Source organism: Longimicrobiales bacterium, assembly GCA_029245345.1.
In the GTDB taxonomy this organism is placed as follows: Bacteria; Gemmatimonadota; Gemmatimonadetes; order Longimicrobiales; family Gaopeijiaceae; genus CALFPJ01.
Window position 1 is genome coordinate 36,972 of sequence record JAQWPM010000018.1, and the last position, 25,312, is coordinate 62,283.

Annotated in this window: 17 protein-coding genes, 1 tRNA gene and 1 pseudogene; 10 read left to right on the top strand and 9 right to left on the bottom strand. The window is 62.1% G+C overall.

Features of this window, described 5'->3' with window-relative positions; translation table 11 throughout:
• Positions 1 to 17: 17 nt before the first annotated feature.
• Positions 18 to 641, bottom strand: coding sequence for a hypothetical protein (locus P8L30_09890; protein ID MDG2240504.1), 624 nt, complete (start codon positions 639 to 641; stop codon positions 18 to 20).
• Positions 642 to 845: 204 nt separating this feature from the next.
• Between P8L30_09890 and P8L30_09895 the strand changes: the two genes are divergently transcribed.
• The 5 genes and pseudogenes from P8L30_09895 (at position 846) to P8L30_09915 (ending at position 8,661) form a co-directional block, all read left to right on the top strand.
• Entirely contained in the window at positions 846 to 2,522 is a 1,677-nt protein-coding gene (locus tag P8L30_09895) for an NADH-ubiquinone oxidoreductase-F iron-sulfur binding region domain-containing protein (protein MDG2240505.1), read from the top strand.
• A pseudogene (locus P8L30_09900) lies at positions 2,515 to 4,611 on the top strand (molybdopterin-dependent oxidoreductase). Before P8L30_09895 ends, P8L30_09900 begins: the two are co-directional and overlap by 8 nt.
• A 15-nt stretch (positions 4,612 to 4,626) precedes the next feature.
• Positions 4,627 to 5,241 carry a molybdopterin dinucleotide binding domain-containing protein gene (locus P8L30_09905; protein MDG2240506.1) on the top strand — a complete coding sequence of 205 codons (615 nt, stop codon included), beginning with the start codon at positions 4,627 to 4,629 and terminating at the stop codon, positions 5,239 to 5,241.
• Positions 5,242 to 5,260: 19 nt separating this feature from the next.
• Positions 5,261 to 7,102 carry a hypothetical protein gene (locus tag P8L30_09910; protein ID MDG2240507.1) on the top strand — a complete coding sequence of 614 codons (1,842 nt, stop codon included), beginning with the start codon at positions 5,261 to 5,263 and terminating at the stop codon, positions 7,100 to 7,102.
• An 80-nt stretch (positions 7,103 to 7,182) separates the two neighbouring features.
• Entirely contained in the window at positions 7,183 to 8,661 is a 1,479-nt protein-coding gene (locus tag P8L30_09915) for a serine hydrolase (GenBank protein MDG2240508.1), read from the top strand.
• Here P8L30_09915 and P8L30_09920 read toward each other — a convergent pair.
• The 4 genes from P8L30_09920 to P8L30_09935 all read right to left on the bottom strand — a co-directional run bounded on the left by P8L30_09920 (position 8,658) and on the right by P8L30_09935 (position 13,783).
• On the bottom strand, positions 8,658 to 10,685 hold the full coding sequence (locus P8L30_09920; GenBank protein MDG2240509.1) for a S9 family peptidase: 2,028 nt from the start codon (positions 10,683 to 10,685) through the stop codon (positions 8,658 to 8,660). The two genes, P8L30_09915 and P8L30_09920, sit on opposite strands and share 4 nt — an antisense overlap.
• A 71-nt stretch (positions 10,686 to 10,756) precedes the next feature.
• A complete protein-coding gene (locus P8L30_09925; GenBank protein ID MDG2240510.1) occupies positions 10,757 to 11,668 on the bottom strand; it encodes a dihydrodipicolinate synthase family protein in 912 nt (303 codons plus the stop codon).
• A 29-nt stretch (positions 11,669 to 11,697) separates the two neighbouring features.
• The gene (locus P8L30_09930; GenBank protein ID MDG2240511.1) at positions 11,698 to 13,056 is read right to left on the bottom strand and encodes a dihydroorotase family protein; all 1,359 of its coding nucleotides are present in this window, start codon (positions 13,054 to 13,056) and stop codon (positions 11,698 to 11,700) included.
• A 16-nt stretch (positions 13,057 to 13,072) separates the two neighbouring features.
• A complete protein-coding gene (locus P8L30_09935) occupies positions 13,073 to 13,783 on the bottom strand; it encodes an AroM family protein (GenBank protein MDG2240512.1) in 711 nt (236 codons plus the stop codon).
• Positions 13,784 to 13,918: 135 nt separating this feature from the next.
• Between P8L30_09935 and P8L30_09940 the strand changes: the two genes are divergently transcribed.
• Complete coding sequence (locus P8L30_09940) at positions 13,919 to 14,311, top strand: amidohydrolase family protein (protein ID MDG2240513.1); 393 nt, start codon at positions 13,919 to 13,921, stop codon at positions 14,309 to 14,311.
• Between the two features lie 10 nt (positions 14,312 to 14,321).
• On the top strand, positions 14,322 to 15,764 hold the full coding sequence (locus P8L30_09945) for an amino acid carrier protein (GenBank protein ID MDG2240514.1): 1,443 nt from the start codon (positions 14,322 to 14,324) through the stop codon (positions 15,762 to 15,764).
• A gap of 486 nt (positions 15,765 to 16,250) precedes the next feature.
• On the opposite strand, the gene P8L30_09950 is transcribed toward P8L30_09945, so the two are convergent.
• Positions 16,251 to 17,915 carry a D-aminoacylase gene (locus P8L30_09950; protein MDG2240515.1) on the bottom strand — a complete coding sequence of 555 codons (1,665 nt, stop codon included), beginning with the start codon at positions 17,913 to 17,915 and terminating at the stop codon, positions 16,251 to 16,253.
• Positions 17,916 to 17,989: 74 nt separating this feature from the next.
• On the opposite strand from P8L30_09950, the gene P8L30_09955 reads away from it, so the two are divergent.
• Together P8L30_09955 and P8L30_09960 are read left to right on the top strand one after the other, a co-directional pair.
• Positions 17,990 to 18,451, top strand: a complete 462-nt coding sequence (locus P8L30_09955) for a hypothetical protein (GenBank protein MDG2240516.1) — start codon at positions 17,990 to 17,992, stop codon at positions 18,449 to 18,451.
• Positions 18,432 to 19,352, top strand: a complete 921-nt coding sequence (locus P8L30_09960) for an amidohydrolase family protein (protein ID MDG2240517.1) — start codon at positions 18,432 to 18,434, stop codon at positions 19,350 to 19,352. The genes P8L30_09955 and P8L30_09960 overlap by 20 nt, the downstream gene beginning before the upstream one ends.
• 342 nt (positions 19,353 to 19,694) lie before the next feature.
• On the opposite strand, the gene P8L30_09965 is transcribed toward P8L30_09960, so the two are convergent.
• Positions 19,695 to 21,092 carry a RagB/SusD family nutrient uptake outer membrane protein gene (locus P8L30_09965; GenBank protein MDG2240518.1) on the bottom strand — a complete coding sequence of 466 codons (1,398 nt, stop codon included), beginning with the start codon at positions 21,090 to 21,092 and terminating at the stop codon, positions 19,695 to 19,697.
• Between the two features lie 56 nt (positions 21,093 to 21,148).
• Positions 21,149 to 24,196: a SusC/RagA family TonB-linked outer membrane protein gene (locus P8L30_09970; protein MDG2240519.1), complete on the bottom strand. Its 3,048-nt coding sequence runs from the start codon at positions 24,194 to 24,196 to the stop codon at positions 21,149 to 21,151.
• Between the two features lie 437 nt (positions 24,197 to 24,633).
• On the opposite strand from P8L30_09970, the gene P8L30_09975 reads away from it, so the two are divergent.
• On the top strand, positions 24,634 to 25,011 hold the full coding sequence (locus P8L30_09975; protein ID MDG2240520.1) for a TonB-dependent receptor plug domain-containing protein: 378 nt from the start codon (positions 24,634 to 24,636) through the stop codon (positions 25,009 to 25,011).
• Positions 25,012 to 25,185: 174 nt separating this feature from the next.
• On the opposite strand, the gene P8L30_09980 is transcribed toward P8L30_09975, so the two are convergent.
• A tRNA-Val gene (locus P8L30_09980) sits at positions 25,186 to 25,260 on the bottom strand.
• Between the last annotated feature and the right edge of the window lie 52 nt (positions 25,261 to 25,312).

The following is a 25,312-nucleotide window of genomic DNA, read 5'->3' on the forward strand; positions in this document are numbered from 1 at the left end:
GAGGGGGGCGGCAGCCATCAGTTCGTCCCGTAGTCCTTCCAGTCTTCGAGCATTCCGAAATCGACCTCGGCGAGGGCGTCCCACACGAAGTCGTCGTCGATGCGTCCGTCCGCTCCGGCGATGACAGCGAAACGACCTGCTACGAGAACCGCGACAAGCAGGTCGTCGTCTTTCTCGTTCCTGACCTGGATCGCCGGATAACCGGCTACCTCGATCTCCTCGATTTCACCATCCATGTCGTCTCGACCGAAAAGAGGCGCAGCCCACCTGAGCGCGAGCGCTGCCCCGCTACGCAGTGCTCCGAGGTCCGCCACGCCGACAAAGGCGCTGTCGCCCTGAACTGCGTAGTGCGCATGGGCAATGGACAGGCCCGCTCCTTCGCGGTCCGACGACTCGTCTCCCTCCGTCGAACTCAACCGGGTGCCATCCACTTCGGTGGGAATCGCGTTGACGAGATCCTCCCACGCTACGGCTTCCACTCCGGCGTCTCGCTCAAGCGCCTCACCCATCTCAACCACACGGTCACCTAGGGTCTTCAGGCCTTGAGCGACCTGGCGGATGCTGGTGTTGCCATCTTCGTCGACGAAATCGCCACAACCTGTCAGGCCGATCGCGAGACTCAGGACCAGGATCTTCTTCATGATGAGTTCCAGCTTTCTGTGAAAAGACGCATGGAGTGGGAATCACTGTTGTCTCCTACGGCCCTGGGGGTGTCCGAGGTTCGCTTCCGCGCGTGTCGGCCCCTCCGACCGCCACTGCACCCGGCCCCGCAAGGGATGGCGTAGCACCCTCTCCAGGCGCACTTTGCCGGTCTCGTCACACGCCGTCGCGAAGGAGTCGACTAGTTGAAGACAAATGAGCAGCTGATCACCGAGTTCAAGGACCGGGAAGCCCCGCTCCTCCCGCTGCTGCACGCGTTCCATGACCGCGATGGGTATCTGAGCGAAGAAGCACTGCGCGACGTGTCCGACGGCCTCCGCATCCCGATCGCGGATCTCTTCGGGACGGTGACGTTCTATCATCATTTCTCACGTGATCCGGGCGGACACACGGCACCTCGCGTGTGCACGGGTCCGGTGTGCTGCATGCACGGCGCTGAGGAACTGCTCGAAAGCATCGACGGGGCGACGTCCATGCCGTGCAGCGGCCGGTGTGACGAGCCGATCCCGGTACTGCTTGGCAACCAGACACTCGTCGGCCTCTCCGCTGACGCGCTCGAGGCCCGCGAGACGCCCGCGCCCCCAGCAGCGCCGGAAGGAACCGAGGAGTGTGTCTTTGCACATATCCGGAACGCTGATCGGAAGACGCTGGACGGCTATAGAGCGTCCGGCGGCTACGCCGCGCTCGAGAAAGCGCTCACCTCGATGACCCCCGACGAGATCATCACGGTCATCGACGAGAGCGGGTTGGCCGGGCGCGGTGGCGCAGGCTTCCCGACGGGGCGAAAACTTCGAGCCGTCGCCGACGCCGAGGGCGGGCCGAAGACTGTGGTGTGCAATGCGGACGAAGGCGAGCCCGGCTGCTTCAAGGACCGCGCACTCATGGATCATGATCCGCACGGTGTGCTCGAAGGCATGGCTTTGTCCTGTGCCGCCACAGGCGCTGAACGCGCGTTCCTCTACCTCCGCTACGAGTATCCGGAAACGGACGCACTCATGGCCAAGGCGATAGTAGATGCCGAACTCGCTGGAGTACTCGGCGACAACTGTTTCGGCACCGGACGAACAATCAAGATCCATCTCATCCGCGGTGCGGGTGCCTATATCTGCGGTGAGGAAACGTCCTTGCTCAACTCGCTGGAGGGTGCGCACCCGTTCCCGCGGAACCGCCCACCCTACCCCGTCACGCACGGCTACGAGGGCACGCCCACGGCCGTGAATAACGTCGAGACACTCGCGTCGCTCCCGCCGATCATCGCCAATGGCGCTGAGTGGTATGCCGGTCTCGGCTCGGGCGACCACAAGGGAACCAAGGTCATCTCGCTCTCGGGCGACGTGAACCGCCCGGGCAATTACGAAGTCCCGCTAGGGCTTCCGCTTTCCACACTCATTGACGTGTGGGCCGGCGGCGTCCGAGAAGGACACTCGATCCAAGCGGTGACCATGGCGGGGCTATCCGGAGGATTTCTGGCCGGCGACGACCTCGACGTCACGCTCGACGAGCCATCCATCCGCTCCAAGGGTTCTTTTCTCGGGGCGGGAGGTATCATGATCTTCGACGAGACGCGCGACATGATCGAAGTGGCGCATCAGGCCATGGAGTTCTTCGCCCACGAATCATGCGGGAAGTGTTTCCCGTGCCGTATCGGGACGCAGCGACTCACCGAGCGGCTGGCGGGCGACGCCGGACCCGAAGATCTCACAGATTGGTTGGATGAAGTGGCGGACTTGAACCTCACTATGAAAGAAACGTCCGCGTGCGGACTCGGTCAGGCGGCACCGCTGATCACAGAAAGTCTCGTGCGCTACTTCCCGGAAGCGATCCAAGAACACGTCGCAGCAGGAGTTTCGACGAATGAGTAACGGACTGACGCTGTTCCTAGACGGAGAGGAAGTCGAATTCACGAAGGGTGAGTCGATTTTCCAAGTTTCCGAACGGCATGAGAAGGAGATCCCGACGCTCTGTTATGACGACCGCCTGGATGCGTTTGGCGCATGCCGGCTGTGCGTCGTGGAGCTCGAAGGCGCACGGAACCCCGTCGCCTCTTGCACGACCCAGGCAGAACCCGGCATGCGGGTCACAACACGAAGCGGGAAACTGGAGATGCACCGGCGCGTGCTCCTCGAGATGGTCGTGTCAGAAAACCGGGAAGTCGACGTCAACGAACTGGCGGGATACGCATCTCAGGAAATGACGACGCTGGTCGATCGTTACGACGCACGCACCGGCCGCTTCGAGGGTGATAAGTCCGGAACGTCGAGAGATGACGATCCGAACCCGTTCATCATGCGCGACTACGAGCAGTGCATCTCCTGCTACCGCTGCGTACGCGTATGCGCCGAACAAGAAGGCGACTACGCGATCTCGATCATGAATCGCGGCTTCGACACGCAGATCACGACAGAGTTCGGCGGACTCCTCAAAGACTCCGCGTGCACCTTCTGCGGCCAGTGCATACAGACGTGCCCTACCGGCGCTCTCGGCGACCTAAAGGCACTTCGCGCCAAGGACGTCGAGCTTCCGGTAGAAAAGACGCGGTCCATTTGTCCATACTGCGGCGTGGGCTGTGCAGTCGACATCATGACGAAGGGCGACAAGATCGTCGGCATCCAGCCGGCCATGGACGGCCCCGCGAACGAGGGCGCGCTTTGTGTGAAGGGCCAGTTCGCCTTCGACTTCGTACATCACCCCGATCGTCTCAAAACGCCTTTCGTGCGGAATGACCACGGGCAGCTCGTCCCCGCCACGTGGGATGAGGCGCTCGACAAGGCTGCTGCGGGCCTGCTGGCTGCGGTCAACGAACACGGGCGTCACAGCCTCTACGCCGTCGCCTCTGGGCGAGCGCCGAATGAGGCCGGCTTCATGATGCAGAAGCTGGTGAGGGCTGGGCTGGGCACCTCGTACATAGACAATTGCAGCCGTGCCTGACACGCCCCTACAGTCGCCGGTCTGGCGGCAACCATCGGTAGGGGCGCCATGTCGAACCCACTCAAGGACATGGAAAAGCCCGATGTGATTTTCTGCATCGGGACCAACATGACCGAGTGCCACCCGGTCGCAGCGACGCGCCTCAAGAAGGCGATCGCGAACGGGGCGAAGATGATCGTGGCTGATCCTCGTAAGATCGGACTCGTGAATTACGCGGAAATGCACCTAGAGCTTCGTGTCGGATCCGACGCGGCCTTGCTGCTCGGTATGGCGCACGTCATCCACAGAGAGGGCCTGGTCGACGAAGGCTTCGTCGCAGGTCGCACGGCGGAGGCTGAGGCGTTCCTCGAGCACATCAAGGAATTCACGCCCGAGTGGTCGTCGCAGATCTGCGGCGTCCCGCCGGAGCAGATCGAAGAGGCGGGCCTTCTCTACGGGCGGGCCGAACGCGGAGCCATCTACTACACGCTCGGCATCACGGAACACATCTGCGGCGTGGACAACGTTCAGAGCCTGTGTAACCTGGCGCTCATGACCGGCAACATCGGTCGTGAGGGGACGGGGATTAACCCCATGCGAGGCCAGAACAACATCCAGGGGGCCGGCGATGTCGGGGCGATCCCGAACAACTATCCGGGTTTCCAGTCGGTCACCGATCCGGCGATGCAAGCGAAGTTCGCCAAAGCATGGGGTCGGGAGGTCGATCTCGAGAAAGGCATCACCAAGGTGCGAGCACTCGAGCTGGCCGGTGACACCATCAAGGCGATGATCATCGACGGCGAAAACACCGTCGTGACCGACCCGGACCGGACACACTGCGAACATGCGCTCGATGCGCTCGACTTCCTTGTTGTGTGTGATCTCTTCATGACCGAGACCGCAGAGTTCGCGGACGTCGTCTTTCCCGCGACCGGCTTCGGCGAGACCGACGGCACGCAGACGAACACCGAGCGCCGTGTGCAACGCCTGCGGAAGGCAGTTCCACCGCCGGGCGAAGCGAAGCCCGACTGGTGGGTCATCTCGCAGCTCGCGCAGCGCATGGGCTTCGAAGGCTTCGACTATACCGATGCCAGCCAAGTCTTCAACGAACTGTGTGAACTCACCAGCACGTACCATGGGTTGAACTGGGATCGCATCGAATTCGGCGAGTACCAGTGGCCCGTCCCGGAGGAAGGTCATCCAGGAACGCCTCGACTGCACGAGGAGGAGTTCATAAATGGGCGTGGGATCTTCAAGCTGATCCGCTACCGCGACCCCGCAGAGACGATCGACGATGACTATCCGGTGTGGCTCACGACCGGGCGCAGGCTTGAGGCGTACCACTCGCGGACTCAGACCGGGCGCTCCTCCGGGATCGACTACCTGTTGTCAGAAGAGACCCTCGAGGTCAATCCGGACGACGTGGCTGCGTGGGGCGTAGCGGACGGGAGCTTCGTCAAGATGTCGAGCAGACGTGGCTCGGTACGAGTCAAGGTCCAGGCGACGAAACGATCGCCCAGGGGCACTGTGTTCAGCTCGTTCTCGTTCAACGACGTGCCCGTGAATATTCTTACCGGGTCAGGCTATGACCCGATAACAGAAACCGCCGAGCTCAAGGTCTGCCCCGTTCGCATCGAACCGGAGAGCGACCAAGGAAGCGCGGCTGCAGACTAACTCCGCCTTGGCGAAGCACGTGAGCACACGCGCCGCCGTCATGATCGCGGCAGCGCTGGCGATGGTCGTGCACCTAGGTGCGCTCAGCAACAACTTCACCCGGGACGGTCAGTTCCTCACCAGGGACGATCCCGGCATCCACAAGCTGTCCAACTTGCCGCAGCGCCTCCTGGAACCCTCCTGGCACGGCAGCACTCAGCGTGAAGTCGGGGCATGGCGCCCCGTCGCCACCGCGACCTATGCCATGATCTGGGGCGTGGCAGGCGACAGCCCCGCGACGTTCCACGGGGTCAGTATCGTCATGCACGGAGCGGTAACTGCACTCGTGGTATTGCTGCTCGCCCAACTCGCGTCACCCACCATCGCATTCGTGGGCGGTCTAGTCTTCGCGATTCACCCCGTCCATTCCGAGGTCATTGCGAACGTGTCGGGCATGTCCGAGTTGTGGGCCGCGATGTTTGCCCTTGGCGCTTGCCTCTTGCACCTGCGTGGGAAGACCAGCTACGGGCTCGGGAGGGCGGTCGCAGTCACGTTGCTTTTCTGCCTGGCGGTCCTCTCCAAGGAGGGAGCCGCGATCCTTCCGGCTCTGCTCTTTCTCCTCGACGCAGCCCGCCAGGAGTTGACGCCCAAGGACATTCCACAATATCTGTGGTCACGGGGCCCTCTGTACGGCCTGATGGCGGCGGCCTTCGGCTTGATATTCGTGGCTCGTATGGGAGTCCTGGGTACGCTCGCCAGCACGCCCCCGCCATTCGGGATGGACCTTCTCGCGGAGATCCCGAGATTTTGGACCGTGACTCAGGCGTGGACTCACTACGTCCGACTCATGGTATTCCCCCTCGACCTTTCTATCGACTACGGCCCGGGGATCATCCCCGTCGTATTCGGGTGGACGTTTCTGGGGCTGTCCGGCGTGGGCCTCGCCATCCTCGCGTTCTCGGGCGCCGGGATCACATGGCGGCGGGGGGCGGCACTCCGTGAGGGCTCGACGTCCATCCGGCTGGTGGGGCTCGGAGTCCTGTGGGCAGCGGTAGCCGTGCTCCCGGTCGCGAACCTCCTCTATCTGAGTCCGGTCATCGTTACCGAGCGCAGCCTCTACCTACCTTCGGTGGGCGCCGCACTCATCGCGGCCTGGGGGCTGACTCGACTTGAGGCGTTACGCCCACGGGTGGGCGTCACGTGCGGGTTGGTGGTAGTCCTTGCGGGTGGCATTCGCAGCGCGACACGTATGCCGGACTGGCGGGACAACGAAACGTTGTCGACGAGTCTTCTGGAGCATTTCCCTGAATCTGGATTGGGCTGGCAGCAGCTCGGCGAGCACTACCTGAGTCGGGACGAGGTCACCCGAGGGCTGCGCGCCTATCAGGTCTCAGTGGGACTCGTGGGGCTCCGGTGGGACCACGCGCTGTCCCTCGGTCAGCACCTCTACCGGTTGGGGCGGCTGGAACCAGCGCTCTACTTTCTGCGGCGCTCCTGGGAAGAGCGGCCCGACCAATACCAAGCCCCGACGCTCGTATCCGACGCGGCACGGCGGCTCGGCAGACTCGTTGAGGCCACCGCCGCAGCACGCGCGGCAACGCTTCTCGCGCCGGAGAACGCGTCCACGCACCATCTGCTCGCACAAGCGCTCAGTGCCGACGGGAGACCGCGACAAGCCGTCGCGGCCCGCCGCCGAGCGCTCGCCGCAGGCTATGCGGCGCCTGGGAGGCAATGGCTCCACGTCGCCGCGGACTTCATCACGATGGGCAACACCGTGGCGGCCTTGGCGGCGATCGATTCCGCGTCGGTCGTTGCGAACGGCGACGCAATCCTGACTGCCGATGTGGATTCGTTACGGACCACGCTGTCCGTAGGCCGTTGACTCAGGCTCCTTGTCTCGCCCCAGCGGGGACACGACAGTTGAGTACGACTCGTTGTAGATCCGGCCCGGAGTGCCTTCTCGTGAATATCCCTGCCAGCGTCGCACTAGCCCTTCTCGTCACCATCGTCCCGCAGAGCAGTCAAGCTCAAATGAGCGCCCCAGAGCAGAGGGCTGCCATTGAAGGCGCACAAACCGACCCGGGGAACAATCCGCTCGCCGCGATGACGATCCAAGAGCTCATGGATCACTTCAACGTCCCGGGTGTCAGCATCGCGGTCATAAGAGACTTCAAGATCCACTGGGCTAAAGGGTACGGTGTTGCCGACGTCGAGACCGGGGCGCCGGTCGACACAGAGACGATGTTTCAGGCCGCTTCCATCAGTAAGCCGGTGGCGGCCATGGGTTCGCTCAAGGCGGTGCAGGACGGGCTCTTCGGACTCGACGACGACATCAACAACATCCTCACGTCGTGGCATTTGGACGGCGGTGAGATGACGACGAGCCAAGCTGTGACCCCCCGCAGCCTAATGAGCCACACATCAGGCCTCGGAGACGCCTTCGGCTTCCCCGGTTACGACCCAGCGGACCCGATCCCAACCCCAGTCCAAATCTTCGACGGCCACGAGGACTCCAACGTCGGCAAACTCTTTATGGAGCGAGCGCCGTATCAGGCATACGAGTACTCAGGGGGTGGCGTCACCCTTCAGCAGCAGGCGCTCGAGGACGCGCGCGGTCGCCCATTCGCGGAGGTGTTGCAAGACGACGTGCTGACGCCCCTAGGAATGACCCGCAGTTCGTATCAACAGCCGATCTCGCCCGAGCACGACCGAAATGCGGCGCGCGCCCACGACGGCGAAGGCCAGTCGAGAGGATCCAAGTGGCACGTGTATCCGGAAATGGCCGCAGCTGGCCTGTGGACCACCGCATCCGACCTCGCCCGCTTCGCCATCGAAGTACAGAAGTCAGTGAGAGGAGAATCGAACCGAGTCCTCACCCGCCAGACGGCGCGTGAAATGGTGACACCCGTGGGTGTCGGTGACTTCGCGGTCGGCTTCGGTCTCGAAAAGGAAGGCGAGGGTTGGTATTTCCAGCACGGCGGCTCCAACTGGGGCTTCAGGGGCAACCTTATGGCCCACACAGTGAAGGGGTACGGCTTCGCGATCATGACCAATGCCGACCAAGGCGGCGGCGTCATGAACGAGATCAGCCAGCGCATTCAGACCCTCTACCGATGGGACACAAAGGCCCCGCCCGTGCCGCGTGGTTACGCACCACCGGTAGAGAGGACGGAGGTCGCCGTGTCTGAAGAGAGCCTCAGCGTTTACGCAGGTGTGTACATGATGGAAGACACTGAGTTGACCATCACCCTGACGGATGGAGCGCTGTTCGTTCAGCCCGATGGCCAGGACGCCTTGCCGATGTCCCCCGAGTCGGAGACAGACTTCTTCATTCGCGGCGTGAATGCACAAATGACCTTCACGAAGGACGAATTAGGATCCGTAACCGGGCTCGTCCTTCATCAGGGCGGACGCGATGTCCGAGCCGAGAAGATCCGCTAACGGTCGTCGGAAATCACCCTCGTCGGCCTCAGGTGCTTCACGAACCACTCTTTGATGGCCGGCTGAACCGCCATCAAGAGCTTCGGTTCACGAGGACCATGCGGCGTCCGCGGCAACACAATCATCTCGGTTGGGACACCCTTCCGGTCGAGCGCGCGGTAGAACTCCTGACCTTGTGTGAACGGCACCCTTAGATCGTTCTCACCATGAATGACCTGCATGGGCGTGTCGATCTTGTCGATCTGATAGATCGCCGAGTGCTTCTCATACGTCTCGAAGTCGTCCCAGAACTCGCCCCCCATGTGACCGGCCAAATAATCCTGGACGTCCGTGGTCGTCACCATGCTGACAAGATTCGGTAACCCCGCACCCATGCTGGCCGCTTTGAAGCGATCGGTGCGAGTGACCGCGAACGAAGTCATGTACCCACCGTAGCTCCACCCCATCAACAACAGACTGTCCGGGTGGGCCACACCCATTTCAACCGTCAGGTCGACACCGGCGAGTAGGTCATCGAGGTCGCCGTATCCCCAGTCTTGGAAGTTGGCGAACCGGAATTCCTTGCCGTAGCCGGTACTGCCTCGTGGGTTGGGGCGGAGGACCGCGTATCCGTCCTGGGCCCAACTCTGCAGCATATAGATCCCAGGACTACCGGTGAACGATTCCACAAACGCTCCTGCTGGGCCACCGTGGACATTCAGAATCATGGGCACCTGTGTGCCCTCTTCGTAGCCCACGGGATACGTGAGAAGCCCATCGATGTCCAATCCGTCCGACGTCGTCCACGTCAGCTTTTCGGTGCGTCCCATCTCCGGCCTCGGGACACCCGCGTGCACGTCGGAGACGCGTACGCCGTCCGTCCCGTCGAGGTCGCCCACATAGACATCGGCCGGCATCTCAGGGGTTTGGAACGTGTAGGCCATCGTCTCTAAGTCGTCCGAGAACGAGAAAGCGCCGTAGACCCCCCGCTCCTTTGTCACCACACTCGCCTCAGAGCCGTCCGCGGGAAGCCTCTGCAGGTGCTGCTCGGTACCGACTGTTTCGCTGACAAGCAACGCGCGGCTGTCCGGCGTCCACTGAACGAGTCCCGCACTCCGGTCATGTGTATGAGCCAAAGCTTTCTGCTTCATGCCGTCTGGGGAGACCAAGAAGACGTCTCCTAGGCCGATCGGCTCTGCCTGGTCCCCCGAGCTCACGTAAGCGATCCAAGCGCCATCAGGTGACCACAGCGGTTGTCCCTCAGAACCCTGGCCGGTCACGAGTTGGGTGACCGCACCTTGGGGTACCGATACACGGGCGATATCCCCGGCAATCATCCCCGTGTTGATCCTGGGATCGGCCTGGTGCCCGAAGGCGATGCTCGAGCCGTCCGGGGCCCAATCGAAACCGGATACATGAAAGGGCCCTTCCGTTAGGCGCTCCACTTCAGCGGGCTCGCCCGTACCGTCCCCAACCTCCACAACATAGAGGTGGTTGAACTTGAAGTTCTGGTCGACCCGGATGATATAGGAGAGTTCTTCCTTGGCGGTCTTCTCCTCCTCCGTATCCGGATCGCGCTGCGTGAACGCAAAGCTGCGTCCGTCCGGAGACCAACTGAAAGCACTGACCCCAGGATCTGCATCGGTCACCTGCCAGGCCTCACCACCTTCGATCGGCATCACCCAGATCTGATTCTCACCTGACCGCTCCGACGTGAACGCGAGGTGATTCCCATCAGGCGAGAAACTCGGAGACCCGACAGACTTGTCCCCTCGGGTGAATTGGCGCGCGCCGCTCCCGTCCGCATCGGCAATCCAGATATGCGAGAGGTACTCCGACTTCTCGCCTTCCATGATGGGTTCCCGGACCATGAACGCTACGTGCTGGCCGTCCGGGGCGATCTCGATGCCCTGGACCGCCTTGTACTGCATCTGAAGCGCGGGCGTCCACCCATCTTGAGCCTGCGTCTCCCCAGGCATTGCCATCGACAAACCGACGACTGCAACGAACAAACCGCTGGCCAACGAACCGTAGCTCACGCGCATGGAGGTGATCCCTGATACTTGCTGATGAGTGGTGATAGGTCTCGAAGCGCTCGGAGCCGGCCGATCGCTGACTACAGAATACGCTGCGGGCCGTTTAGGGCTAGGGAGAAGCCGACCCGCTCGACGATCGCGGTCAGCTCCTGCTCTGTATACGCACCGATTTGCAGGCCCGGAGAACGAATGAAGGATGAGTCGATAATCCCTCGCTTTCGATACGTGAACTTGCGGTACGCGAGCCCAATCTTCGGCTGGAATTCATATCGAATGAGGGGCACGTAGCGGAAGAAGATCTCTGCCGCTCGTTCACGGTCTCCCGACCTGAACGCCTCATACACGGCGACGAGGACCTCCGGGAACGCAAAACCCGTCATGATGCCGCGCGATCCGCGCTGCAACTCCTCGAGAAAGTACATGCCCCCGAGTCCCCCGAAGATCCCGATCGTTGCAGGTGCGAATTCTTGTACGCGGGTCATCTTCTCGAGCGAGGGATAGTCCTCGAGCTTGATGTAGTCGACCCCGTCGATCTCGTTCGCCATGCGAGCGATCAGCGTCGGGGAGAGCAGAGTCTTGAACGACTCCGGGAAGTCGTGGATCGACACCGGGATGTCGAGGGCCTCCGCGACCGATGCATAGTAGTCGAAGATCGCCTCGTCGTTCTGGACCCCGAGGGGCGCCACAAAGACACCCGCAGCACCGAGCTCCTGGGCCTCGAGGCCCTGCTCGATCGCTCCCGCGGCACCAAACGCGAGGACCCCGACCCACGTCGGAAACGCCCCTGCCGCCTGGCCTACTGCCGTCGACACGACGAGCCGACGCTCTTCATTCGAAAGCCGATGCGCCTCGCCCATGAAGCCGAGCACGCTCACGCCGTGTACGCCGACGGCGAGCTCGAAGTCGATCAAACGCCGTATGCTGCCTTCGTCGACCTGTCCTGCGTCGTCGAAGGGAGTGGGGAGGATGGGGAAAACGCCCTGAAGATCCATGAGTCTCAGTCTATGTGAGGTGGTCTGTTCTAGATGGGGGTTATGAATTTGCCCACACCGGCCTCGCCGACGACGTCACCATCTCGGAATACACACGAGCCCCGGAGCCACGTCGACACGACCCGGCCTCTGACTTCCTGTCCGTGATAGGGCGACCAGCCAACGGCGTAGTGAGTCGCGTCGTCCTGGACGGTCCACTCGGCGTTCGGGTCGAAGACGACGAAGTCGGCGTCGCTTCCCTCTGCCAACCGACCCTTTTGCACGAGGCCGAACACATCTGCGGGTCCCGAGCACACCAGTTCGACGAACCGAGCGAGGTCAATGCGTCCCGTGGCCACACCCGCACTGTACAGAAGCGGCCCGAGTGTCTCCGCCCCAGGCATGCCAGCGAAAGCGTCGAAGATGTTCGGCGTCTCTTTTCGATGGAGCGGATACGGAGAGTGGTCCGAGGTCACGATGTCGATGGCCCCTGACTCCAGCCTCGCCCACAAGGCGTCGACCTCGTCCTGCGATCGAAGCGGCGGATTACACTTGGCCCTTCCTCCCTGGGCACTCAGCGCGTCCATGGTCAGTAGCAGATACTGCAGACACGTCTCTCCTGTCGCTGAGACACCCTGACTCCGGTTCCAGTCGATGAGGTCGAACGTGCGCGCGAGCGTGCCGTGGACCATGTGGAGACGAGCCCCCGTCCAATGCGCCAACTCGAGAAGTCTGCCCGCAGCCTCCGCCTCCGCCACGGGTGGGCGGCTGAGGGCATGATCGATCGGTGCGGTATCTCCGCGAGCACGAAAGGCCTCTTCTTGAGAGAAGATGATCTCCTGATTCTCTTGGTGCGCCGCGACCGGCAATCCGGTCCCTGCGACCTCCTGGAAGGCCTCGTACAGCCTCCCGTCCGGAATCCGAGGGAAGCGCAACGGATCGGCTTCAATGGTCGACACCTTAAAACCAGCCGCGCCCACAGACGCCATTTCGCCTAAGACGGATAGGTCACCAGTAGGTCCGAACGTCGCGTAGAGGGCTACATCGACGACGGCCTCTCGACCCACGTCTTCAATCTTGGCGACAAGCGTCTCCTTCGAATTCACCGGTCGGGCCGGTTTGTCGAAGGGCATATCGATGATCGTTGTCGTCCCCCCCGCAGCTGCAGCACGTGTGGTCGCTGTGATGCCCTCGTCGACGCACGAGCGGGTATGCACGTGGGCGTCGACAAAGCCGGGGAGGATGAGCATACCACGAGCTGTCAGGACCTCGACGGCCTCGGGCCGGGACGCCGACAACGCGACGATTCGCCCTCCTTGGACCGAGAGCCAGCCATCTCTGAGAACAGAGCCGTCGGGGCGAACAATGTCCCCGTTCACGGCGAGGTCGAGCGGCGCGTCCTGTGTCATGATGTCTCGGAAGAGGTTACGTGTCGGCCAACACCGCATCGAGCGCGTTGATAGCCATCTCCCCTAGGTCAAAAACAGGGAGTTCGAGCAGGGTCCTCGTGAGGTCCAACAAGGCGGGAGAGAGGCCAACGTAGTCGAACACCAGCGCGTCGGCATCCGCGTGAAGCGCACTCGCACTCAATCCATCGCGGAGTGCACGACCGACCGGGCCTGAGCCTCCGGCACGCATGCCGTCATCCGGCACAAAGCCTGCCAGAGTCGCCACATGGGCCTGGGCTTCGAAGCCCGCGGAGGCCCACTTGGCTACGGACGGCCCTGCTTGTTCGATGAATGGGACGACGGCCACCAACTTCTCGACACCCTCCTCGCGAAGAACAGACGCGCTGAGCTCGAATGGCCGTATGAGCGGCTGCTCCCCGACCAACCCAGGGAACGGTCCGGCACAAAGCACCAGGTGCGCCGTGACCTCACTGTCCAACGCCGAGATAGCGTTTTGGATTTTCGGTTCGAGCACCTCAGCGTCCACTTCCACACGAGTGCCGTCCTGGAGCGTGGTTTCGAGCGGGAAGCCGCCACTGCGCGGCGGAGGCACGGCGCTCACGGCTGTACCATCGAGGGCTCCCACCACCACGAAGTCGACATCGGGGAAACGCTTTGAAACACCATCCGTGAGATCCGGACGGGGCGTTTGACCGATGATGTAGGTCCCAACGACCGGACGGCGCATAGTCCACTCGGTTTGAGGCACTGACAGGAGACCCCAGTCTCCCAGTCCGTTGGCAGATCACGCAAGCACCCCGCGTGTTTGGATCGCGCTCACCTGCTACGTTGGCAACCCTCAACGACCCCTTGGAGCATGGGTATGATCGACATGGCCAGCCGCACGAAACAACGCCGCACGCTCGGTTTGGCCCTGACAATCAGCCTAGCCGCCTGCAGCGGCCCTGAGGCCGAGTCCGCCGATCTCGTTCTTATCGGTGGCTCGTTGTACTCGTTCGCCTGGAGGACGATGCTCGAGCTCGGAGTCCCGCTCACCTTCAACTCGGACAACCCGGGTTCGAGTCATGGCCCTTTTTATGGCTTGCATTCTGCGGTCACCCGGAGCGACCCCTCCGCCGAACCCCGGGGCGGCTGGTACCCGGAGCAGGCGGTAACGCCCGAAGAGGCCATCCGCGCTTACACGAGCGGAGCCGCTTACGCTGCGATCGTGGGCGGCGTGATCGCCTACGAAGCTCCCAATACCGTGAACCGGTAGAGACCCGCCCATGGATATCTTCCTCGACTCGCTGGCTACGATCGACACGTTGTTGTGGGGCCCGTGGACCATGGTCCTCATTGGCGGAGTCGGCGTGTACTTCACGATCCGCTCGGGCTTCTTCCAATTCACCGGGTTGTCGTACATCGTGCGCCGGACGGTCTGCAGCATCCGCCGCAGACCGAGTATAGGTGGCGGATCATCGGCTCTGATGAGTCCCTTCCAGGCCGCTGCCACCTCATTGGCCGGCACGGTCGGCATGGGCAACATGGCGGGCGTCGCTACCGCTCTCTCGGTCGGTGGCCCGGGTGCCATCTTCTGGATGTGGGTCATGGCGATCTTCGGCATGATGTCGAAGACGGTGGAGATCACGCTCGGCGTCTACTATCGCGAACGGGGCGAGGACGGCCAGATGCGCGGCGGACCCCAACACACCATTCGACGCGGACTCGGATGGAATCCGCTCGCCGTGCTGTTCAGTCTTGGCATGCTCGTGAATGCGGTTGTTGCCGCCTCGATGCTGCAGGCACATACAGTCGGTAGAGCTTTCCTCGCTAGCTACGATCTGAATCCATACCTCGTCACAGGGGTTATGGCCGTCATCACAGCCATGGTTGCGCTAGGAGGATTGCGCCGGGTCGGCCGCTTCTCCGGTCGCATGGTGCCCCTCATGACACTCCTGTACCTCGCAGGCGCGATCGTCGTGATCCTACTCAACGCCGAGCAGATCCCCGCGGTGTTCGCGTCGATCTTCGGGAGCGCCTTCACCGCCTCCGCTGGGGCCGGTGGTGTCGCCGGCGTGGCGGTCGCAGAGGCCATCAAGCAAGGCATGGCCCGTGGGATGCTCTCGAACGAGGCAGGGCTCGGCACCGCGCCCATGGTGCACGCCACCGCTGAGACTGAGCATCCGTTCCAGCAAGGCGTCTGGGGAGCATTCGAGGTCTTCTTCGACACGATCGTGATCTGCTCGCTCACCGCATTCGCGATCCTGTCGACCGGAGCCATGGCCACCGGCGCATCGGGAATCGAACTGGTCCTAGCCGCATTCGCAGAGGTGCTCCCGCTACCAGTGGCGTCGCTGATCGTTTCGGTGTCGATCGCCACGTTCTGTCTTTCGACCCAAATCAGCTTCTTCGTCTACTTCGAGACCTGCCTGGTGAGCCTCGTCGGTGAGCGTCCGTTCAAGACGTTGCGCTGGTTCTACTTCCTGCCTGGTGTGCTCGTCGCGGGCGTCGCCGATGTGGACCGACTTTGGGTATTCGCGAACATCGCAGTAGCGGTCGTGTCGATTCCCAACCTGATCGCGATGCTCTGCCTCGGCGGGGTCTTCATGACGCTAATGCGCGACGAGACATCCGGAGAGCGTCGGTACGCGACCGCACTCGCAGATGACACGCCCGTCACGTTACGCGGAATCGGCGCGGTGGCCGAGCAGAGAACAGAGGCCGACTAATTCTCGAGCAGGCATTCCCGGACCAGCGCCGCGGTCGCGGCTAGGATCCCGACCCACCGTGTCGTCTTCGTCATGTCGCAATCTCCAATGACCTGCCGTCGTCCGCGTCCTCTACACACCGCAGCATCCGCCCGGTGGCTCCAGCCTTACGGAACCAAGCGTACCTCGGACCGTGCTTTATTCTCTTGGGCACTCTCGAGCGCGACGTAGGCAAGCGTCTTGGTCTCCGCATACCAGTGCGCTCGTTCCCGGAACGCTGATAGCACACGATCGCTCCAAGAGCACCCAGGCAAGAACGTCTGCGTACGCACGATGAAGAATGGGCGCTGAGGGACTCGAAGCCCCGCCCCCCTGCGTGTGAGGAACGGCTCACAGTGCTTGGCTTTCGCGGACTTGGCGACCTCTAGGGAATCGCTTCGTTGATTGGTGGTACCTGGCCCACGGGGTTCACCGGATGGCGAGGGCGTCCAGAGCGGTTATGGTCACTCACCGCCTCAACAGCCGCCCGGGACGTGTGTCTGTGAGCACGCCATCGTCGATAACGGGAACCCCGTTCACGAAGACGTAGTCGATACCCTCCGCGTACCGCATGGCGTCACCGAAATCCGCGACGTCCCGGATCGCTTCCGGATCGAAGAGCAGGAGATCCGCGACCAGGCCGGGTGCGATCAGGCCGCGATCGTGCAGGCCCAGTCGCTGCGCAGCCAAGGAGGTCATACGGCGTACGGCATCTTCCAAGCTGAGCACCCCGTCCTCGCGAACGTATTTCGCGATGACTCTGGGAAAGGCACCAAACGCGCGAGGATGCGCGCTCGCGGACGTCGCTGGGTTCACGGGAGAGGCGTCAGTATCGATCATCACGAAGTCGGCCGCGAGCGCCTGCCACTTCTGTTCTTCGTTCATGCTGCGCGGATTCACGCTTACCCCTCTGGCCTGAACCAGGTCGAAGAAGGTGTTCCAGACGTCGGTTCCGAGGACCTGAGCGGCCCCGGCCACCGAGCGGTTGATGACACGTTCGTCGACCGCGTTGGACCCGGACACGATCAGGACGTTGTCCCAATCCATGCCCACGTGGCGGTACCAGTTCTCCCAGTCTGCTGTCGTCTCCACTTCGCGGCGGAGTTCCGCACGCACTTGGGGATCCCCGAGTGTCTCCAGGAAGGCCTCTGTGCCCTCGGCGTAGTGCCGGGGATGCAGGAACGAACCCAATCCGATGCCGTTGCGGACGTACGGATAGATATCGGCGGTGACATCCATGCCGGCGGTTCGGACCGAATCGATGAGCGCGAGCGCTTCGGCCATGAGTGGCCAATTCTCCTCGCCCGCCGCCTTCAGGTGGTAGATGTGCACCGGCACTCCGGCACCCTCACCGATCTCGATCGCTTCGCGGATCGCTTCAAGCACAGCATGGCTCTCGTTGCGCATGTGCGTGAAGTAGGTACCGCCGTACTCCCCCGCGACCTTGGTGAGCTCGATCAACTCCTCGGTGCTCGCGTAGATCGCGGGCGGATAGATCAACGAAGTGGAGACCCCGATCGCGCCATCCTCCATGCCCTGACGCACCAGAGCCTTCATCTCTTCGAGCTGCTCGGTCGATGGCTGGACGTCGTCCTCTCCCAAGACCACGCGCCGGACCTGCGTGAGTCCCACGTCATGCACGACATTCAGCGCGATCCCGTATCGCTCCATGACCGCGAAATACTCCGCGTAGGTGCGCCACGTCAGGGTGTCGCCGTCCACAACCGGTCCCGTACCTGACGTCTCGGGACTACGCGGCGCGGGTGATCCCCCTTCCCCCGACAAGTACGTCGTGATGCCCTGCCTGAGTTTGCTCTCTGCGCTCGGCGGATCGGTGATGAGTACCAGGCTCGACTGACCCATCATGTCGATGAAGCCTGGGCTGACAACCCGGCCTGCCGCGTCGATCGTGCGGGTGGCCTGCCTTCCCCCCAAGTGACCGACCGCCGCGATGCGGTCTCCGCGAATCGCCACGTCCCCACGGAACCAAGGGTTTCCCGCACCATCGACGATCCGGGCGTCTGTGATCAGGATATCGAAAGGTGAGTCGTCCCCGCCGTCCCCTGCTTCGCGCGCGCACGAAACCAGAACGAGGGTGGCGACCAAGACGGCTACGGCGGCATGTCGACGCATCACTCGACTCCTAATTCAGCTTCGGGGGAGGAGAATCGTACTTCACACATTGACTCTCCACCACGCTCTGCGTCGTGCCGCGCGGGATGGCTCAAGAGGTGTACGACATCGCCATCCTAGGGGGCCGTGTCATCGATCCCGAAACTGGGCTGGATGCGGTGAGGAACATCGGTATCCGCGGAGACCTCATCGCCGCGGTGACCGTGGAGAGCCTCGAAGCCGTAACCGTCATCGACGCTCGAGGTCTCGTGGTCGCGCCGGGGTTTATCGACATCCTCGCGGCCCCTCCACGGCAAGACGAAGGGGCCGTCTTCAAGATCTTCGACGGCGTCACCACAGTGGTTTCCATGCACGGCGGTCCGGTGGACGCCGAGGAGTGGTACGAGCAGCGGGCCCAGTCCGGCTCGTATCACCACTACGGCACCACAGTCGGACATGGGGCGTTGCGCAGTGCCGCAGGAGTCACCGACCCATACGCGCCGGGCTACACCCGTGCAACTGGGTTCGATGATCGTGATGGCGCGGCAAGCTCTTAGATATGGCGCCGTGGGAATCGGGTTCGGCGTCGCGTACGTGCCGGGCGCCTCACGCTTGGAGGTGTTGCGTCTCTTCGAACTCGCCGCGGCCGAGGGCGTCCCCTGCCACCTGCACCTCCGCCACTTCGGCCCGGTACCGGCATCCAATAGCAGCCTCGATGCCGTAGAGGAGGTCATCGGAGCGGCGGCGATCACCGGGGCGGCGGCGCAGATCGCACACATCGGCAGTATGGTCGCCGACCCCACGGACATGGCGGCGGCTCTCTGGATGATCGAAGGTGCGCTCGCTCGTGGCATCGATGTAATGGCCGACATCTACCCCTACACCGCCGCCGCCACTGGACTCGGCACCACGACCTTCGACGACGGATGGCAGCAACGGTTCGGCGGCATCGACTACAGCGACCTGGAACTGGTGTCCAACGGGGAGCGCCTCACCGCCGAAGGCGGCGTCCCTGTCGTCATCCACTACATCCCCGAACGGACGATTCAGGCCGCTCTCTCTCATCCTCTGGCGATGGTCGCGAGCGACGGAGTGATCCAGGGCGGCCGCGGGCATCCCAGAGCAGCCGGCACATTCGCACGAATCCTGGGCAGGTACGTGCGGACGTTGGGCGTGATCGAGCTTCCCGACGCCATCGAGAAAATGACCCTCATGCCCGCGCAAAGGCTCGAAGCGTCCGTGAGGGGCATGAAACGAAAGGGTCGACTGCAACGCGGGGCAGACACCGACCTCGTGGTGTTCGATCCGGACGTCGTCGGCGACCAAGCGACGTTCGCGGAACCCGCTCAGCGGTCGGTCGGAATGCGCTGGGTCCTGGTGGGCGGACACCTCGTCATCTCGGACGGAATGGTGCAGGAGGCAGGAAGACCGGGGCAACCGATACGGCGCGGTCGCTGACGGAGCACCCGTCGGTCTGATGGTGTGGCGTTGTTGCATGGCTCGGTCATGTGGACAGAGCCCCCCTTCCCCCGAGCGGCCGGTCAGGCCATTCGATAGCTGTCGGGCATGCCAAGCTGGGCCAGCGGCAAGTGAGCCCGTGGCGGGTGCCTCCCATTGTCAGTGCTCCGCCCGGGTCGTGACGGAGGTTCCTGCAGCTTTTCTTAGGTACCCGTTGGCAGCCCCCCCTCGACGACAGCGAATACGAAAAGGCCCGCAGGAAGCAAGCTTCCTGCGGGCCTTTTCTCATTACCAAGCGGGCAGTCGGCCTGGAGGCCGGCCGCCGCGCCCCACCTCAGTGCATCAGTATCCTGCGTTCTGCGTCATGTTCGGATTCGCATCCGTTTCGTACTGCGGAATCGGCAGAATGCAGAACTGACACGGGTAACCCATGAAAGCCACGTCGCCAGTGACGTCGACCCTGTTGATGTCCATCTTATAGCGCATCAGATCGTGGATCCGATGGCCCTCATATCCCAGCTCAATCCGCCGCTCGAGAGCAATGGCATCGAGGAGGGCCTGGCCGGTAGCCACCACTGCCGGCGCACTGGAAAGACCTCTCTGGCGGATCATGTTCAGGTCAGCCTGCGCCCCGGCAGTGTTGCCGGAACGTGCGTGCGCCTCTGCCCGGTTCAGGTAGACCTCGGACAGCCTGATGACAGGAATGTTGTCCGTCGAGGTCGAGCTGGGCCACTTCATGACGCGATAGCTCGCATAGATCCCTGCGAGCCCAGGGTCAATCTGGAACATCTGCATCCGCACGTCGGCGGGATCAATCAGGTCCAACAGATCTTTGGCCGGGAGGTAGTCCCCGTATCCAGTGGCTCTGTACATGCTGCCGAGGGCGTTGTTCCCGTCCGTGTCGGTGTTCTGGATCTCGAAGATGGCCTCCGACGACCCACCGGCCTTGAACTGATCCACATACGCCTGGCCTTCCACCAGCGCATACCTGCCGCTGGAGATGACCGAATTGGACATGGTCACGACGTTGGCCCAATCCTCCATGTACAGGTAGATCCTAGACAGGACCGCCTGGGCCGCGCTTGCGGTCATCATGAAGGATCCACCCCGGGTCTGGCTCATCATCGAAATCCCGCGAGTGAGATCCGATATAGCCTGGGTGTAGACCTCGCCCACGGTGTTCCGTGCTGGGAGCAAGGTTACATCCGGCTCCAGGACGATGGGAACGCCGGGGTGTGCCCCACCCGAGGTGAAGGTGTAGTGCTGCCCATACATCCTCACCAGGTCGAAATAGATCAACCCGCGAAGCGCGTAGACCTCACCCATGATCTGTTGGTAGTCGGCCTGCACGCTTGTCGGCCCATCGAACTCGGCCTGGATGATCATGTTGAGCATGTTGATGCCTTCGTAGCCCTCCGCCCACAGCTCTTGCTCGAAGCCGTGACCGGTCACAATCTGGCCTTCGAAGTCGGCGAATTCCTGATAACGGTTCGCCGAACCGTTCTGCTTCACGTCCTCACCCATGATGTCTGCCATCAGGTAGAGGCTGCGGCCATAGTAGTCCGCGATGGAGATTTGGTCGTATACGCCGATGATAGCGGCCTCGTAGTCCCCGATCTGCTTGAAATACGCGTCGTTCGACACGGCAGAGTGGGGCTCCAGGACAAGATCGTCACATGCGGACGCGACTATGATCAACGGCAACAGCACCGCAATCTTCGCATTCTTTAAGAGTCTCATGATCGTACCTTATGGATATGGATAAAGTAGTGTTTACCTTGGCTCGATTTCATTGCCTAGAATTCCACGGTAAACCCGAGACTCAACGTCTTGGAGTTCGGGGTACCCGTGTTGTAGACACCACTTACGGTCTGCTCAGGGTCAAAGTGGAGGTTTGGTGCCGCCACCCACGTGAGCGGGTTCGTCACGCTGAGGTTCGCCGTCAGTGCAGAGAACCGCATCCGGTTGGCCACGTCCGTCGGGAACCGATAGGAGACCGTGACATCCTTGAGTCGGATGTAGTCGCCCTTGTCCAAATACCGGTCAGCATTCGAAGGCTGTGAGCTGTTCACGCCACCCCACGAAGGCCGTGGGAAGAGCGCGTCGTCACCAGGCTGCTTCCAGCTGTTCTCCCACGCCCACCGAGAGGTGGAGCGCGGCAGGTACCGCCCGTCACCGTGATAGAAGCGCTCGGCGTTCTCATAGAGGTAGTGGCCGAACATATAAGTGGCTAGAGAGCTGACGGAGATCGACTTGTAGCGCGCTTGGAAGCCGAAGGCGCCGAGATATTTCGGCGTGGCCGTCTTGTTGTCGTAGAACCGCTCCGCATCATTCAGCTTGTTGCTGGTCGTGGTCTTGCTCGCATCCGTGAACCACAGCGGATCGCCGTTGGCCGGATCGACGCCGGCCCACCCGTATAGATAGTACTCCTGGTAGTCCCGGCCCTCTTCCCTTCTCTTGGTACCGGCCAGGATGGGCTCCGTGAGCTTCGTGATCATGTTGTTCTGTGAGGTGATGTTGAAATCCACCCCGAAGTCGAAGTCCTCGGACCGCACGAGCTGCGCGTGGAGCGAGAACTCGATTCCTGAGTTCTCCATGTCACCGAAGTTCTGGAGCGTGCTCCGGAAGCCAGTGGTGAGCGACGTCGGCACGTTCAGCAGAAGATCCGTGGAGGTCTTCTTGTAGTACTCGACGGTACCCGTCAGTCGGCTGTCCAAGACAGCGAAGTCCAGGCCGAGGTTGAAGGAAGCCTGGGATTCCCAGGTCAGCGCGGTGTTGGAGACACTGGTCGGGGAAGAACCGGGCAGACCGTTGTACGCCCTGTTGAAGCCGTAAAGGCCGCGCCAGGAGTAGTTGCCGATCTCGGCGTTGCCGACCTCACCGTAGCTAGTGCGCAGTTTTAGGTAGTCGAACAGGCCCATGTCTTGAAACATCGACATGTTGGTCAGCGTAATACCGCCGCCCAGCGCCCAGAAGTTACCCCAGCGCGTGTCAGGGCCGAACCTAGACGAACCGTCCGTCCGGAAGGAAGCGGAGACAAAGTACGTCCGGTCGTAGTCGTAGTTCACCCGTGCGAAGTACGACTCGAAGGTGTACTCGTCCTTGGTGGTGGTTCCTTCGGTGATCGCAGCGCTCGCGCCGCGCTTGAGGTTCGGATGTGCGAACCCTTGTCCCCAAACATTGGTGCGCTGTCTGTCATTCTTGCTGGCCTCGTACCCGACGACCGTGTTTACACTGTGAACATCACTGAAAGTGTTGGTGTAGTTCAGTGTCTGGGTGCCCTGCCAGTTCAGGTTCGCTACGCGGGAATCGTCGAAGTTACCACCTACGTTCCGACCGTCTCCGAAGAACATGTTCTGGAAGACGTAGTCGTGAATACTGTACAGGTCGACGGCCCACGAGGAAGCCAGCGTTATCTGGTCGTTGAGCCGATACGTTCCGCTGAGGTTGTTGATGACCCGTGTGGTCTCACGTGTTTTGGGGTTCTCGTACAGGCCGCCCACAGGGTGGTTCGCACCCATGATGTTCCTGTGCCTGTTGTACCAATACCCGTCCTCGTCCTTCATGGGGAGCATGGGCGGCATAAAGACGGCCATGTACATGGGGGCCTCCCACGAGCTGCCGTCGTTGATGCCGTTCTGGTCCGTCTTGGCCACGTTGATGTTGTTGGCCAGGGTGAACTTGTCCGTGAGACGGGCAGTCAGGTTGATCCGGGACGACCAGCGATTGAAGAACTGCTGGTCGACGTTGCCTTGCTGGTCGAAGTTGCTGGCGGACACGTAGTACGTGAGCCGCTCGCTCCCGCCCGTGGCACTCAGATCGGTCTGCCTCGTCACGCCGTTCCGGCTCATGAGCTCACGCCAGTTGTTGTCTTCCTGGAGCGGCCACTGGTTAGCCAGCTGCACCTCGGCATCGGCCTGGGACATCCCACGGTTCATCCGAGACGTGACGTAGTAGTCGCGGTATTCCGCCGCGTTCAGACCCTGCAACAGGTTGTTGAAGGCAAAGTCCGACACGCCACCCTGCACCCGCATTTCGAACTTCGGATCGCTGGACCAAATGGCATTTCCTGCGACGCCACCCTTCGTCGTGATGAGCACCACGCCGTTGGCTCCTCGGGAGCCATAAATGGCGGTGGACGCGGCATCCTTCAGAACGACGAGGCTTTCGATGTCGTTCGGGTTGATGGACGCGAGCGTGTTCACCGTCCGTCCGCCGTTGCTCACCTCGGTGCTTGCGTTGGAGTCGTTGAAGAGCGGCACGCCATCGATCACGTACAGCGGTTCGGCTCCGGCTGAGATGGAACCCTGTCCACGCACGCGGATGTCGAAGCCCGCACCTGGAGCGCCGTCAAGCGACGTGACCTGCACGCCAGGGCTGCCCTGGATGATGTCTTGGAAAGTCGTCGTCGTCGGGAGCTCGAGATCGACCGCGGAGATGGAGACGATCGAACCGGTCAGTTCCTCCTTACTCGAAGTCCCGTACCCCGTCACGACGATCTCATCGAGGCTCAACGGGTCCAGTTCCAGTTGGACTTCGACGTTGGCAGTCCCTCCTGCCGAGACCACTACCGTGACTGACGACATGGAGTAACCGATGGAGCTGACCTCCACTTCGTACGTTGCCGGCGGTACCCGAAGGATGATAAACCGACCATCCTGGTTCGTTAGGGAACCGAGTCCGGTGCCCGCAATGAGGACGTTCACGTTGGCCAAGGGTTGGCCCAAATCCGCGGAAGTAACCTGGCCGACGAGGGTACCGAAGTCGTCTTGGGCTGTAGCGTCTTCTACCATGACGCCAAGACCGAGAAGCACAACGGCAGCGAGTCCAATCAGACTCTGCAAACCCCACCTAAGTGAATGAAAAATAATATCTCTCCCCTCATTACGAGGAATAAAAGGGAATCATCTCCGAACAACCTTGTCCGAACTGGAGAACAGATATTACTCCACTCGTACTTCGGCAAGCCCCCTGAAAAATGGTCGACAGCCTGGGAGCGGGGGCGACCGAAAGGGTCGGTTGGTGCGGCCGCCCCTTGGCGGCCAGAAGCTAACGAGGTAAGACTAGAGCTAAGGGATCGGTTCCCACGGATTATACTTGATGGTGAGGACCAGGCACCGGCTGTTCGGGGCCATGACATTAGGGAGTTACTCCAATGAACGCGTTCTGCAGATACCGTCTTGTCCCTGCTCACTGCTGGCTGTTCGGTGTGCTGCTGCTCTTGTTCCTGCCGGCCTGCGCGACCACGTCATCGGCGGGGGCCAGGCCGTCGGAAAGAGAGATGGTCGACATCGGCTATGGAACGGTCGACCCTGACCACCAGACCGGGTCCGTAGTCACTCTTGACGGTCCAGGCACCGGCGAAAACGCCTTCCGGAGCTTGGGCGACATGTTGAGCAAAATCCCGGGTGTCCAGGTCCAGCAGCTGCCCGGTGGGCGAATCAGCGTGCGGATTCGCGGCACCAATTCGTTCTTGGGCGGCAAAGAGCCGCTCTGGGTAGTCGACGGAGTGACAATCCAGACTGGCGCCGGGCTCGCCGGCATCAATCCGAGTGCCATCCAGTCGGTTACGGTTCTGAAGGACCCAGGAGAAACAGCCGTTTTCGGAAGCCGCGGTGCCAACGGCGTGATCCTAGTCAGGATGCGAAGCGGCAGGTAACACCTGTGAGTGGCGAAAACTGACGTTGTGCCCCCCTGATCCGCGCTGGGCTCGGTTCAGGGGGGCACGTCAGAGCCTCAGGTGAGGCCCAACAGCGGGAGTCGCTTGTTCTGCGCTAACTAAAAAACCCCGCCCAAGGTCGGAACCTCAAGCGGGGCCTCATCAAAGCCCAAGTGGGCGCTGAGGGACTCGAACCCCCGACCCCCTGCGTGTAAAGCAGGTGCTCTAACCAAGCTGAGCTAAGCGCCCTAACAGTTTCCAGATCCCGCAGGAAGCCGAGTCACCAATAAGTCACCTCAGC